Raw genomic sequence first — 13,445 nt, 5'->3', positions numbered from 1 at the left:
TTGGTGCGTACTGGGAAGTTAGATGCACCACTTCGGGCCCGCGAACCTCACCGACGACCAACCGGTCGGGCCGCATCCGCAGCGCCTGCCGCACCAGGTCCTCGAGCGTGACGAGTCCGGCGCCTTCCTGGTTGGCGGGTCTCGTCTCCAGCCGGACGACGTGCGGATGGTCGGGCCTGAGCTCCGCCGAGTCCTCCGCGAGCACGATCCGCTCCCCCGGCCCGACGAGCCCCAGCAGCGCGCTGAGCAAGGTCGTCTTGCCGGTACCGGTCCCGCCGCTGATGAGGAACGACAGCCGCGCGTCGAGCAGCGCCCGCAGCACCCGGTCCCCGCCGGGCGGCACCGTGCCCGCCGCGACCAGCTCGTCCAGGGTGAACGCGCGCGGCCGTACCACCCGGAGGGACAGACAGGCGCAGCCGACGGCGACCGGGGGAAGCACCGCGTGCAGCCGGGTCCCGTCCGGCAGCCGGGCGTCCACCCAGGGCCGTGCGTCGTCGAGGCGCCGCCCGGCCACCGCGGCCAGTCGCTGCGCGAGCCGTCGCACGGCTGCGGAGTCCGGGAAGGAGACGGCGGTCAGTTCGAGTCCGCCGCCGCGGTCCACCCAGACCCGGTCCGGCGCCGACACCAGGACGTCGGTCACCGACGGGTCGGCGAGCAGCGGCTCCAGGGGCCCGCTGCCGACCAGCTCGGACCTCAACCGCTCGGCGGCGCCGAGCACTTCGGCGTCCCCGAGGACCCGTCCCTGCTCCCGCAGCGCCTGCGCCACGCGCGCGGGCGTCGGTTCCGCCCCGCTCTCGGCCAGCCACTGCCGCACACCGTCCAACAGCCCCGCGGCCGCGTCCACCCCGCCCGATGAACCGCCCGACAAACCGCCCGACGAACCGCTCACCGACCCGGCCACCAACCCGCTCACCGACCCCCCACCGGAAACCCCGCCCCGCCCCGCCTCCACGACCACCCCTCCAGACCACTCGCTCCCGTACGCCCCGCTCATCCCGCCCCGGCCCCCGTCCCCGCCTCCGTCAACGCCCGCTCCCAGAACCCCTTGCAGAACCGCCCCAACGGCCCCCGGGCCGCCGCCCCCGGTGGCGCCCCGCTCCCCTGCGGCCGTTGCAGCGCCGACTCGACCGGTACCTCGCCCACCAGCGGCAGGCCGAGCAGCCGGGCCACCTCGCGGTCGTCGAGGCCGGGTGCGTAGGGGCCGCGCACCGCCACGCGCAGATCGCGCAGGACCATGCCGACTGCGGAGGCCACGCGGCCGGCCGCGGCGACGGCGCGCAGTTCGCCGGGGACGACCAGGATCCCGAGGTCGAGCTGGGCGAGGGCCTCGGTGACCCCGTCGTCGAGGAGGCGGGGCAGGTCGACGACGACGGTCCCGCCCCGGCGCCGGGCCGCGGCGAGCACCGCCCGGACCGCGGGCGGCGGTACGGCGATGCGGTCGCCGCGGTCCCAGCTCAGCACCCGCAGGGAGTGCAGCCGGGGCAGCGACTCCTCCAGGGCGCCGCCGCCGACCCGGCCGCGCGAGGCGGCGAAGGCGGGCCAGCGCAGCCCCTCGGTGCTCTCGCCGCCGAGGAGTACGTCGAGTCCGCCGCCCAGCGGATCGGCGTCCACGAGCAGTGTGCGCAGTCCTTCACGCGCGGAGGTGACGGCGAGGGCACACGCGAGCGTGGAGGCCCCGGCCCCGCCCCGGCCGCCGATGACACCGACGGTGAGGGCGGGCCTGCCGATGCCCTCGGCGACGTCGGCGATGCGGTCGACCAGCCACTGCTCGCCGTCGGGCAGCATCAGGACGTGGTCGGCGCCGATCTCGACGGCGCGTTTCCACACCCCGGAGTCGTCCTGGTCCCGGCCCACGAGCACCACTCCGCGGCGGCGCGCGGCTCCGCGCACCCGGTGTGCGGCGTCGTCGCCGACCAGGACGAGCGGGGCCGCCTCCCAGCTGCCTCTGGGCTCCGGCACCCCGTGGTGGACCTCGGCCCTCGCGCCGGCCGCCGCGCACAGGCGCAGCAGGTCGTCCAGCAGGTCCGCGTCCTCAGTGACGATCAACGGCTGCCCGGGCCGCCCTCCGGCGGCGGGCGGCGGGTCGTGTGTGACGGCTGCGGTCACGGTCTCCATCCCCCTTCACCGCGATGCGCGAGGACCCCCGCAAGGGCTCGCGCGTCGCCTCTCTCACGCGGCCCCTTCGGCCCCGCGATTCCCAAACATGTGAAGAACCGGCAACCGGCCTCCATATGAGCGGCCGATACGAACCGGCCAAAACCCCCGACTAACCGGATCCGGCCATGAAGTCGGCCCGAGCGGGATGTGTGGGAATCACGATGCGGCGATCCCGGAAATCGTGTGGATCTTGGTCGATAACTGTGGACAACTCAGCGGTTGTGAATATCGCCGTCACCCATACCGGTGAGCCCTGTCCCACCTGTGTACGACCTCCGCAGAGCAGCACGACGGCTACACACGGTGACGGATCATGGGCATACGAAAGAGGCGGCCACAGCCGCCTCGAAGCGGCCCGAGGACCGCGCACTGAAGAAGGAAAACCCACCCGGACATGCGACGACCCCCACCGGGGGGGAGAGTGGGGGTCGTCTCCACGGCCGACTCGGGGGGGGAGGAGCCGGGCCGGGTTAGCACGGTCGCGAACGATCCGTGACTTCCATGGTGTACCCGAGAGCCCTCTCAGGCAAACCCACGCGCCTCACCTTACGCCGAATGGGCTGCGCCTATGCTCGGGGTCGTGGAAAACCACTCCTTGCCCCGCACAGCCGCCTTCTTTGACCTGGACAAGACGGTCATTGCGAAGTCGAGCACGCTCACGTTCAGCAAGTCGTTCTACCAAGGCGGCCTGATCAACCGCAGGGCCGCGTTGCGGACCGCCTATGCCCAGTTCGTCTTCCTCGTCGGCGGTATGGACCACGACCAGATGGAGCGCACCCGCGAGTACCTCTCCGCGCTCGTGCGCGGCTGGAACGTCCAGCAGGTCAAGGAGATCGTGGCCGAGACGCTGCACGACCTGATCGACCCGATCATCTACGACGAGGCCGCCTCCCTCATCGAGGAGCACCACACGGCCGGCCGGGACGTCGTCATCGTGTCCACGTCCGGCGCCGAGGTGGTCGAGCCGATCGGCGAACTCCTGGGCGCCGACCGGGTGGTGGCGACCCGCATGGTCGTGGGCGAGGACGGCTGCTACACCGGCGAGGTGGAGTACTACGCGTACGGCCCGACGAAGGCCGAGGCGATCCGGGAGCTGGCCGAGTCGGAGGGGTACGACCTGGAGCGCTGCTACGCCTACAGCGACTCGGCGACCGACCTGCCGATGCTCGAGACCGTGGGCCACCCGCACGCGGTGAACCCCGACCGGACCCTGCGCCGCGAGGCTCTCGCGCGCGGGTGGCCGATTCTCGATTTCCACCGCCCGGTGCGGCTCAAGCAGCGGCTGCCCGGATTCGCCGTACCGCCCCGCCCGGCGCTCGTGGCGGTCGCCGCCATAGGAGCGGCGGCGGCCACGGCGGGCCTCGTCTGGTACGCGAATCGGCGACGGTCGACGGTGGCCTGAGGCGATTCCGCCCACTTGGCGCCTATTTGAGGATAAAAGTAAAGAACGGCTGGCGGGGGTTCCGCTTGCTCCGGTCCTGGAGTACAAAGGGATTAACGGCCCGCGAGACCAAGGACATCCGAAAGGATCACCTTAAAAACGCATTTGGCCCCACGGACCGAGCATGGACACCAGGCACCCACGCGACGTCGACCCGTCGATTACGGGCCAGCCGCACCAGGTGACGGGCAGAGTTCCCGACCTGATGGGCAATATTTCGAGGACGCTTGGTAACCCGGTGAACATGCCAGCGGCGGTACGAATCCTCGTACCGCCGCAACCCTGTTCCAGGGGTTTCTACGCCGCCCCGCGCTGAAGCGCCTCGCACACCGCCGTCGACTCGCGCGCACCCAGTTCGATCGCGCGTCCGCAGTGGGCGATCCAGGCGCCCATGCCCTCGGGAGTGCCGGAGACGTATCCGTCGAGCGCCGCCAGATAGGCCGCGCGGCCCAGTTCGGCGTGGCCGACCTCCGCCGGACAGACCGACTTCGGGTCGAGCCCGCTGCCGACCAGGACGATCCGCGCGGCCGCGCGCGCGACCAGGCCGTTGTACGAGACGAAGGGCCGCAGCGCCAGTAGTTCGCCCTGCACCACGGCGGCCGTGACCAGCGCGGGGGCTGAACTGCCCGCGATGATCAGCTCGGACAGCCCCTCAAGGCGGCCGGAGACCTCGGCCGCACTGGGCAGCGGCAGTTCGATCAGCGGCTCGTCGACCCGCTCGCCCGTCTGGCGCGGACGCCCGATCCCGTCCTCGTCGGCCGCCGCGGCCACCAGGTGCAGCCGGGCCAGCACCCGCAGCGGCGACTGCCGCCAGATGGACAGCAGTTGGCCGGCCTCGGCGGTCAGCCGCAGGGCCGCGCCCATGACCCGTGCCTCGTCGTCGACACCGAAGTCCGAGCGGCGGCGCACCTCTTCGAGGGCCCAGTCCGCGCCGGACAGCGCGGCCGAGCCGCAGGCGCCGCGCAGGGCCGCCTCGGAGGTGATCTCGTTGCTGCGGCGCCGCATGACCCGGTGCCCGTAGACCCGGTCCACGGACTTGCGCACGGACTCCACGGACTCGGCCACGCCGGGCAGCGAGCCCAGGGCCGCGAGCGGATCGGCGGTCGCGCCTGTCGTACTCATGAGTACGACCTTACGCAACCCGGCCGCCCACCCCTCGATGGAGTGGTCTTCTTCACGCACGCCTGCCACGTACAGCTACCTTGCGACTACCCTTCGTGAACATGAAAATTGCTTTCGTCGGGAAGGGCGGCAGCGGCAAGACCACCCTGTCCTCCCTGTTCATCCGCCACCTCGCGGCCACCGGCGCACCGGTGATCGCCGTCGACGCCGACATCAACCAGCATCTGGGACCGGCGCTCGGCCTGGACGAGGCGGCGGCGGCCGCGGTGCCCTCGATGGGCGAGCGGCTCCCGCTGATCAAGGAGTACCTGCGCGGCACCAACCCGCGTATCGCCTCCGCCGCCGAGATGATCAAGACCACTCCGCCCGGCGAGGGCTCCCGGCTGCTGCGGGTGAGCGAGGACAACCCGGTCTACGACGCCTGCGCGCGACCGGTGGAACTCGACGGCGACGTCGTCCGTTTGATGGTCACCGGCCCCTTCACCGACGCCGACCTGGGGGTCGCCTGCTACCACTCCAAGACGGGAGCGGTGGAGCTCTGCCTGAACCACCTGGTGGACGGCCGGGGCGAGTACGTCGTGGTGGACATGACGGCGGGCTCCGACTCCTTCGCCTCCGGCATGTTCACCCGCTTCGACATCACGTTCCTCGTCGTCGAGCCGACCCGGAAGGGGGTCTCCGTCTATCGCCAGTACAAGGAGTACGCCCGCGACTTCGGCGTCGTCCTGAAGGTCGTCGGCAACAAGGTGCAGGGACAGGACGACCTCGACTTCCTCCGCGCCGAGGTCGGGGACGACCTGCTGGTGACGGTCGGGCACTCCGACTGGGTGCGGGCCCTGGAGAAGGGCCGGCCGCCCCGGTTCGCGCTCCTGGAGGACGTCAACCGCCGTGCCCTGCACCGGCTGCGGACGGCCGTCGACGCGACGTACGAACTGCGGGACTGGGAGCGCTACACCCAGCAGATGACGCACTTCCACCTGAAGAACGCCAGCTCCTGGGGCAACGAACGCACGGGGGCCGACCTGGCGGCGCAGATCGACCCCTCGTTCGTGCTCGCGGAGAGCGCGGTGGCGGCCGTCTGAGACAACCGCCGGGCGCCTACTGCCTCTTGGCCGCCGGCGCCCCCGGTACGCCCTTCGGTGCCGGGGCCGGCCGGCCGGACAGGAAGGCCGGCCAGCCCTGCTTCGGCGCCTCGCCGACCCCCAGGGTGCGCAGCTTCTCCAGGGTCTGCGGGTCCTGGGCGTCCAGCCAGTCGGCGAGCTGCCGGAAGGAGACACAGCGCACGTCGGGCTTGTTGCACACCGTCTCGATGGTCTCCTGGACGGCGCGCATGTAGGTGCCGCCGTTCCAGGACTCGAAGTGGTTGCCGATGACCAGGGGCGCGCGGTTGCCGTCGTAGGCCCGGTGGAAGCCCTTGAGCAGGCCGTCGCGCATCTGGTCGCCCCAGAACTGGAACTTGTTCGGGTCGCCCTGGGTCGCGGTGCCGGACTGGTTGACCATGAAGTTGTAGTCCATGGTCAGCTGCTCGTAGGAGTGCCCGGGGAAGGGCACGAGCTGCATCGACAGGTCCCACAGGCCCTGCTTCTTCTTGGGCCAGAGCTGGTCGTTGACGCCGCTGGTGTCATAGCGGAAGCCCAGCTCGCGGGCGGCCTGCATGAAGTTCTTCTGGCCCTCCAGACAGGGCGTGCGGGCGCCGATGAGCTCCTTGTCGTAGTCGAAGGGCAGCGGGGCGGCCTTGGTCATCCCGGTGTTGGTCTTCCAGGACTTCACGAACTGCTTCGCCTGGGCGATCTCGTCCTTCCAGTCCGCCACCGACCACTGGCCGACCCCGCCGCCGCTGCCGCAGAAGTGGCCGTTGAAGTGGGTGCCGATCTCGTTGCCCTCCAGCCACGCGAGGCGCAGCTGCTTGACGGTGTCGGCGATGCCCTGCTCGTCGTTGAAGCCGATGTCGGAGCGGCCCGGGGAGTGCTGCGGGGGCTTGTACTCGTCCCGCTTGTCCTCCGGCAGCATGTACACGCCGCTCAGGAAGTACGTCATCGTCGTGTTGTTGGCCTTGGCGACCTTGCGGAAGTGGGAGAACAGCTTCTGGCTGTCCTCGCCGGCGCCGTCCCAGGAGAAGACCACGAACTGCGGCGGCTTCTGGCCGGGTGCGAGGCGCTGAGGTCTGGGCAGGTGCGGCTGGGCTCCGGTGAAGGAGGTGGAGCCGTCGCCGATCAGGCGGACCGCCTGCTTGGGCGGCGCCTGCGCCGGCTTCGCCTTCTGCGGGCCTCTGGCCCCTTCCTTCACGTCGGTGCCGGTCGCGCAACCGGCGAGCGAGGCGGCACAGACCGCGGCGACCACGGCTCCCGCGGCAATCCTCTGGGTGGCGGCCATGTTCCGCCCACCTTCTTCCTTCTCTCGGGGCCCAACGACAGCGCCGTCAAGTTCGCACGGGACCGAGAAGGAATTAGTACGACAAGCCGATGAAATTGCCACTTCGCTCTTACAGGTGAGCAGTTAGCCCATTTGCCCGGAAAGTCTATGCCTGGCCTTTACTCTGCATTACGATCCGTTTACCGAGCGTTGATTCATCCCGCCGCTGCACGCCGTGACCCACGGCCGCGACCCGCCCCCGCCATCGACGGGGGACCACCTGTTCCGCGACCGCGCTGCCCCGGAGGAGACGGGAAAAATGTCAGCCTGTGTACCCACCCGCACCACCGACCCGAGCGACTCGAACAGCACGAGGCGCATCCACCGACCCCACAGCCCGCCGCCGACCCCGCCCCGCCGCTTCCGTGTCGCGGGTGCCGATGTGTCGGCCTCGATCGCGGTCTTCCTGATCGCCCTGCCGCTGTCCCTGGGCATCGCCCTCGCCACCGGCGCGCCCCTCCAGGCCGGCCTGGTCGCCGCAGCCGTCGGAGGGCTGGTCGCCGGTCGGCTCGGCGGCTCCCCGCTCCAGGTCAGCGGCCCCGCCGCCGGACTCACCGTGGTCACCGCCGACCTCATCCACCGCTACGGCTGGCGGACCACCTGCGCCATCACCGTCCTGGCCGGGGTGGCCCAACTGGGCCTCGGCTGCCTGCGCGTGGCCCGCGGCGCGCTCGCCGTCAGCCCCGCGATCGTGCACGGCATGCTCGCCGGCATCGGCGTCACCATCGCCGTCGCCCAGCTGCACATCGTCCTCGGCGGCACCCCGCAGAGCTCCGTCCTCGACAACCTCCGCGCCCTGCCCGCCCAGTTGGCGCACCTCCAGCCCGCCGCCGTGTCGGTGAGCGTGCTGACCCTGACGCTGCTCTTCCTGTGGCCGCGCGTCCCCGGCCGGGCCGGGAAGCTGCTGCGCAAGGTGCCGACCGCGCTCGTGGCCGTCGCCGGAGCCACCGCGGTCGCCTCGCTCACCGGGCTCACCCTCCCCAAGGTCGACCTGCCCTCCTGGAGCAGTCACGCCCTGGCCGGACTGCCCGAGGGCCCCGTGCTCGGCCTGGTCGCCGCCGTGCTCACCACCACGCTGGTGTGCAGCGTGCAGTCGCTGCTCGGCGCGGTCGCCGTGGACAAACTGGTGTCCGGGCGCCCCGACCTGGTCACCGCGGGCCCCGGCCGGGCCGCCCGCGTCGGCCGCTCCGACCTGGACCGCGAACTGCTCGGACAGGGCGCCGCCAACATCGTCTCCGGCGCCCTCGGCGGACTGCCCGTCGCCGGTGTGGCGGTGCGCAGTTCGGCCAACGTCCAGGCGGGCGCCGTGAGCCGGAACTCCACGATGCTGCACGGCGTTCTCGTAGTGATCGCCGCACTGCTGATGGTCCCCGCCCTGGAACTCATCCCGCTCGCCTCGCTCGCCGCCCTGGTGATGGCCGTCGGCGTCCAGATGGTCTCCCTGCACCACATCCGCACGGTGACGCGCCACCGCGAGGTGCTGGTCTACGCCGTCACCACCCTCGGCGTGGTCTTCCTCGGTGTCCTGGAGGGCGTGACGCTGGGGATCGCCGTCGCCGTCGGGGTCGCCCTGCACCGCCTCACCCGCACCCGCATCACGCACCACGAGCGGGAGGGAGTCCACCACGTCCACGTACGAGGCCAGTTGACGTTCCTCGCGGTGCCCCGGCTCAGCCGGGCCCTGCATCTCGTGCCCCAGGGCGCGGTCGCCGTCGTGGAGCTGGACGGGTCGTTCATGGACCACGCGGCGTTCGAGTCCTTGCAGGACTGGCAGAAGACGCACACCGCGCAGGGCGGTTCGGTCGAGCTGACCGGGCGCAGACCGGGGACGCGCATCGCGGAGCCGGACGGCTCCGCCGACTGCCGCTGCCGCCCCTGGACGGCCTGGCGCAACCACCAGTGCGAGCGCCCGCACTCCCCGTCGGCCGCCGGACACGCCGGTGCGTCCAGTGCGTCCAGTGCGTCCGGTGCTCCCGGCGAGGCGGGCGGGCCCGTCCGGTCCCCCGGCGCCCCGGGGTCGAGCGGGCACGACCTGGCCCGTGGGATCAGCGCGTTCCAGCGCAACACCGCGCCGATCGTGCGCGGTGAACTGGCCCGGCTGGCGCGCGAGGGCCAGCGGCCCACCCAGCTCTTCCTCACCTGCGCCGACTCACGGCTGGTCACCTCGATGATCACCTCCAGCGGCCCGGGCGACCTCTTCGTGGTGCGCAATGTGGGCAACCTCGTCCCGCCGCCCGGCGAGGAGAGCGGGGACGACTCGGTGGCGGCCGCGATCGAGTACGCGGTGGACGTGCTGAAGGTGCGCTCCATCACGGTGTGCGGGCACTCCGGCTGCGGGGCCATGCAGGCACTGCTCACCTCCGAGCCGGGCGGCGCCCGGACCCCGCTCAAGCGCTGGCTGCGGCACGGCACGCCGAGCCTTGACCGCATGGCCGACGACGGCAGGCCCTGGGCGAGACTGGCCGGCCGGGCCCCCGCCGACGCGGTGGAGCAGCTCTGTCTGACCAACGTGGTGCAGCAGCTGGAGCACCTGAGCGCCCACGACTCGGTCGCCCGGGCCCTGCGGGACGGGGAGCTGGAGCTGCACGGCATGTACTTCCACGTGGGCGAGGCCCAGGCGTACCTGCTCACCGAGGCGTCCGGCACGGAGGTCTTCGGCCGGGTGACCGACGCGGACGGTCTGCCCAGTCCGGCATAGCCAAAGCCCCCAGTCCGGCGTAGCCAGGGCCTCCAGTCCGGCGTAGCCAGGGCCCCGCTGCCCAGTCCGGCCTGGCCAGAGCCCCACTGCCACTCCGGCCCTGCCAGGGCCCCGCGAGGCCCTGGCACACCCCCCGCTCAGCGGAGACCGGGCGTCTCCGCCGAGCGGGGCTCCGGTGCGGGGACCCGATCGCACGGAGGGACCTCACCGCGGACGAACCTGAAGCCGTTGACCCGTGCGAAACTCCCGTCGGGCTGGCGCTGCCCCATCTTCTCGACGGCCAGGGAGTCCCCGCGCTTCAGGTCGAACACCCAGCTGGGCCCCGCCTTCGGATCGGAGTGCCCCTGGACCCCCTTCCCTCGGGGCTCGGCGCACTCGTAGCCGTTGGGCAGATCGTCCACGACCACGTGGATGCCGTTCGCCTTGAGCCGTTCGACGAGTCCGTCCGGCAGCGTGCCGCCGAGGCCGAAGTCGTTCATGGTGACCGTCAGGCTCCCGTCCGGGTGGGACACCACCGCGTAGGCCGGGCTCTCGGCCGGGGAGCCCGGGATCAGCACCCAGGCGCCCGCGACGGCGGCGCAGGCCAGGGCGACGAGCCCGAGCCTCGGCGCGGTGCGGGACGGGAGCCGGCGGCGCCACCCGGACACCGGCACCGCCTCCGTCGTACGGTCCTCCGCGCGCAGGGTGATCTCCCGGCGCAGTTCCGCCAGCAGCCGTTCCTCGAATGTCGTCCTGGTGGTCATGCCTCTCCCCCTCCTCCGGTGACGTACGACAGAGATGTGCCGCGTGGTCCGTCGGCGGGACCATCCGCCGCCCGGCGCAGCGACTTGCGCGCCCGGTGCAGCCGTACGCGGGCCGTGACCTGGGTGATGCCCAGCGCGGCGGCGGCCTCGGGGACCGTCAGCTGGTCGACCACGATCAGCTCCAGAACGGCTCGCTCCCCCGCGGGGAGCCGTTCCAGGGCGGCCAGGGCACGGCGGCCCGGGCTCTCCGCGTCGAGCTTGTCCTCCAGGCGGGCGATGTCGTCGGGCTCCAGGAGCCGTCGGCCCGAGATGCGCCGGTCGCGGGCGGTCTCGCGGGCCACCCTGCGGTACTCGCCCGCGACGACGTTGCGGGCGATGCCGTAGAGCCAGGCGGTCTCGCTGCCCCGCCCCGGGCGGTAGGTGTGGGCGGAGTCGAGAACCGCGAGGAAGATCTCGGCCGTCAGGTCGGCGGCCGTGTGCGGGTCCGCGACACGCCGGGCCACGAAGGACGTCATGACGTCCACATGGCGTCGGTAGAACTCCTCGAAGAGCTCAGGGTCGCGCACCGCCGCCTGCGGCCCGCCCCGTATGCCTTCCACTCGGTCTCCCCTCTCGTCGGTGACTCGTGGACAGCGCTTCACCCGTACTTGGGCCGGAGTGTGAAAGGCGTTACAGACACTGAACTCTGCCTGGTCGGCGCCCGTGGGTACGGATGACAGCAGCCACCGCCGAGGCACCCCACAGGTCTAAACCAATTTTCCGGCGACCCTTGTCATCGCACCCCCCGGTCTGATGAGCTGTGGCCTGGGACACAACGGACACCCTGGGAAAGGCAGATGCCGTGAGCAACGAGAGCCTGGCCAACCTGCTCAAGGAAGAACGCAGGTTCGCGCCCCCCGCCGACCTGGCCGCGAACGCCAACGTCACCGCGGAGGCGTATGAGCAGGCCAAGGCTGACCGGCTCGGTTTCTGGGCCGAGCAGGCCCGTCGGCTGAGCTGGGCCAAGGAGCCGACCGAGACCCTGGACTGGTCGAACCCGCCGTTCGCCAAGTGGTTCAAGGACGGCGAGCTCAACGTGGCGTACAACTGCGTCGACCGGCATGTCGAGGCGGGCCTCGGCGACCGGGTCGCCATCCACTTCGAGGGCGAGCCGGGTGACAGCCGCGCGATCACCTACGCCGAGCTCAAGGACGAGGTCTCCAAGGCCGCGAACGCCCTGCTGGAACTGGGTGTCCAGAAGGGCGACCGGGTCGCCGTATACATGCCGATGATCCCCGAGACCGCCGTCGCGATGCTCGCCTGCGCCCGGATCGGCGCCGCGCACTCCGTGGTCTTCGGCGGCTTCTCGGCGGACGCGCTCGCCACCCGCATCCAGGACGCCGACGCGCGCGTGGTCGTCACCACCGACGGCGGCTACCGGCGCGGCAAGCCGTCCGCGCTCAAGCCCGCGGTCGACGAGGCGGTCGGCAAGGCCGGCAACGTCGAGCACGTGCTCGTCGTACGCCGTACCGGCCAGGAGGTCGCCTGGGACGACAGCCGGGACGTGTGGTGGCACGAACTCGTCGACCGCCAGTCGGCCGAGCACACCCCGGAGGCGTTCGACGCCGAGCACCCGCTGTTCATCCTGTACACGTCCGGCACGACGGGTAAGCCCAAGGGCATCCTGCACACCTCCGGCGGCTATCTGACCCAGACCGCGTACACCCACCACGCCGTCTTCGACCTCAAGCCGGAGACCGACGTCTACTGGTGCACGGCCGACGTCGGCTGGGTCACCGGGCACTCGTACATCGTCTACGGCCCGCTCGCCAACGGCGCCACCCAGGTCATGTACGAGGGCACCCCGGACACCCCGCACCAGGGCCGCTTCTGGGAGATCGTGCAGAAGTACGGGGTGACGATCCTGTACACGGCGCCCACCGCGATCCGGACGTTCATGAAGTGGGGCGACGACATCCCCGCGAAGTTCGACCTCAGCAGCCTGCGGGTGCTGGGCTCGGTGGGCGAGCCGATCAACCCCGAGGCGTGGATCTGGTACCGCAAGCACATCGGCGCCGACCGGACGCCGATCGTGGACACCTGGTGGCAGACCGAGACCGGCGCGATGATGATCTCCCCGCTGCCGGGCGTCACCGCGACCAAGCCCGGCAGTGCGCAGACCCCGCTGCCCGGCATCTCCGCGACCGTCGTCGACGACGAGGCGAACGAGGTCCCGAACGGCGGTGGCGGCTACCTGGTCCTGACCGAGCCGTGGCCGTCGATGCTGCGCACCATCTGGGGCGACGACCAGCGCTTCCTCGACACGTACTGGTCGCGCTTCGAGGGCAAGTACTTCGCGGGCGACGGCGCGAAGAAGGACGACGACGGCGACATCTGGCTGCTGGGCCGGGTCGACGACGTCATGCTCGTCTCCGGCCACAACATCTCGACCACCGAGGTCGAGTCGGCGCTCGTCTCCCACCCCTCGGTCGCCGAGGCGGCCGTCGTGGGCGCGGCGGACGAGACGACCGGGCAGGCGATCGTCGCCTTCGTGATCCTGCGCGGCACGGCGAACGCCGAGGACGAGGGCCTCGTCGCCGACCTGCGCAACCACGTCGGCGCCACCCTCGGCCCGATCGCCAAGCCGAAGCGGGTCCTGCCGGTACAGGAACTGCCGAAGACCCGCTCCGGCAAGATCATGCGCCGGCTGCTGCGGGACGTCGCCGAGAACCGCCAGCTCGGTGATGTGACCACGCTGACGGACTCCACGGTCATGGACCTCATCCAGGCCAAGCTCCCCGCCGCACCCAGCGAGGACTGAGCACCGTACGAACAAAAGGGGCGCCGGACGCGGACGAGCGTCCGGCGCCCCTTTTAGGTAAACTAAACAAAG

General features: G+C 71.5%; 9 protein-coding genes and 1 pseudogene. 4 read left to right on the top strand and 6 right to left on the bottom strand.

Annotated features, from left to right (window positions below; genetic code table 11):
• Positions 1-19: 19 nt before the first annotated feature.
• Both G3I78_RS16195 and ssd read right to left on the bottom strand, forming a co-directional pair.
• A pseudogene (locus tag G3I78_RS16195) lies at positions 20-994 on the bottom strand (TadA family conjugal transfer-associated ATPase); the annotation flags it as partial.
• Positions 991-2,115, bottom strand: a complete 1,125-nt coding sequence (gene ssd / locus G3I78_RS16190) for a septum site-determining protein Ssd (protein WP_164424896.1) — start codon at positions 2,113-2,115, stop codon at positions 991-993. The gene ssd and the pseudogene G3I78_RS16195, both read right to left, overlap by 4 nt.
• A 610-nt stretch (positions 2,116-2,725) precedes the next feature.
• Between ssd and G3I78_RS16185 the strand changes: the two genes are divergently transcribed.
• Positions 2,726-3,559: an HAD family hydrolase gene (locus G3I78_RS16185; protein WP_164424894.1), complete on the top strand. Its 834-nt coding sequence runs from the start codon at positions 2,726-2,728 to the stop codon at positions 3,557-3,559.
• Between the two features lie 336 nt (positions 3,560-3,895).
• Here the strand turns inward: G3I78_RS16185 and G3I78_RS16180 are convergent, their stop codons facing one another.
• On the bottom strand, positions 3,896-4,720 hold the full coding sequence (locus G3I78_RS16180) for an oxidoreductase (protein WP_164424893.1): 825 nt from the start codon (positions 4,718-4,720) through the stop codon (positions 3,896-3,898).
• A gap of 101 nt (positions 4,721-4,821) precedes the next feature.
• Here G3I78_RS16180 and G3I78_RS16175 point away from each other — a divergent pair, with 101 nt between their 5' ends.
• The gene (locus G3I78_RS16175; protein WP_164424891.1) at positions 4,822-5,802 is read left to right on the top strand and encodes an ATP-binding protein; all 981 of its coding nucleotides are present in this window, start codon (positions 4,822-4,824) and stop codon (positions 5,800-5,802) included.
• Between the two features lie 16 nt (positions 5,803-5,818).
• On the opposite strand, the gene G3I78_RS16170 is transcribed toward G3I78_RS16175, so the two are convergent.
• The gene (locus G3I78_RS16170) at positions 5,819-7,093 is read right to left on the bottom strand and encodes a hypothetical protein (protein ID WP_164424889.1); all 1,275 of its coding nucleotides are present in this window, start codon (positions 7,091-7,093) and stop codon (positions 5,819-5,821) included.
• Positions 7,094-7,391: 298 nt separating this feature from the next.
• Between G3I78_RS16170 and G3I78_RS16165 the strand changes: the two genes are divergently transcribed.
• Entirely contained in the window at positions 7,392-9,830 is a 2,439-nt protein-coding gene (locus G3I78_RS16165; RefSeq protein ID WP_164424887.1) for a SulP family inorganic anion transporter, read from the top strand.
• A 137-nt stretch (positions 9,831-9,967) separates the two neighbouring features.
• On the opposite strand, the gene G3I78_RS16160 is transcribed toward G3I78_RS16165, so the two are convergent.
• Complete coding sequence (locus G3I78_RS16160) at positions 9,968-10,573, bottom strand: hypothetical protein (protein WP_164424885.1); 606 nt, start codon at positions 10,571-10,573, stop codon at positions 9,968-9,970.
• The gene (locus G3I78_RS16155; RefSeq protein ID WP_343243771.1) at positions 10,570-11,172 is read right to left on the bottom strand and encodes an RNA polymerase sigma factor; all 603 of its coding nucleotides are present in this window, start codon (positions 11,170-11,172) and stop codon (positions 10,570-10,572) included. Before G3I78_RS16155 ends, G3I78_RS16160 begins: the two co-directional genes overlap by 4 nt.
• Positions 11,173-11,414: 242 nt before the next feature.
• Here G3I78_RS16155 and acs point away from each other — a divergent pair, with 242 nt between their 5' ends.
• Complete coding sequence (gene acs / locus G3I78_RS16150) at positions 11,415-13,373, top strand: acetate--CoA ligase (RefSeq protein ID WP_164424883.1); 1,959 nt, start codon at positions 11,415-11,417, stop codon at positions 13,371-13,373.
• Positions 13,374-13,445: the final 72 nt, after the last annotated feature.

The organism is Streptomyces sp. SID13726 (assembly GCF_010548375.1).
Lineage (GTDB): Bacteria > Actinomycetota > Actinomycetes > Streptomycetales > Streptomycetaceae > Streptomyces.
Note: the sequence above shows the minus strand (reverse complement) of the source record. Positions and strands in the feature narration are given on the sequence as shown.

Excerpts from the sequence above, each read along its gene's own strand:
- G3I78_RS16160 (WP_164424885.1), bottom strand. The coding sequence starts at position 10,573 with ATGACCACCAGGACGACATTCGAGGAACGGCTGCTGGCGGAACTGCGC.
- G3I78_RS16180 (WP_164424893.1), bottom strand. The coding sequence starts at position 4,720 with ATGAGTACGACAGGCGCGACCGCCGATCCGCTCGCGGCCCTGGGCTCG.
- G3I78_RS16165 (WP_164424887.1), top strand. The coding sequence starts at position 7,392 with ATGTCAGCCTGTGTACCCACCCGCACCACCGACCCGAGCGACTCGAAC.
- ssd (WP_164424896.1), bottom strand. The coding sequence starts at position 2,115 with ATGGAGACCGTGACCGCAGCCGTCACACACGACCCGCCGCCCGCCGCC.
- G3I78_RS16185 (WP_164424894.1), top strand. The coding sequence starts at position 2,726 with ATGCTCGGGGTCGTGGAAAACCACTCCTTGCCCCGCACAGCCGCCTTC.
- G3I78_RS16175 (WP_164424891.1), top strand. The coding sequence starts at position 4,822 with ATGAAAATTGCTTTCGTCGGGAAGGGCGGCAGCGGCAAGACCACCCTG.
- G3I78_RS16170 (WP_164424889.1), bottom strand. The coding sequence starts at position 7,093 with ATGGCCGCCACCCAGAGGATTGCCGCGGGAGCCGTGGTCGCCGCGGTC.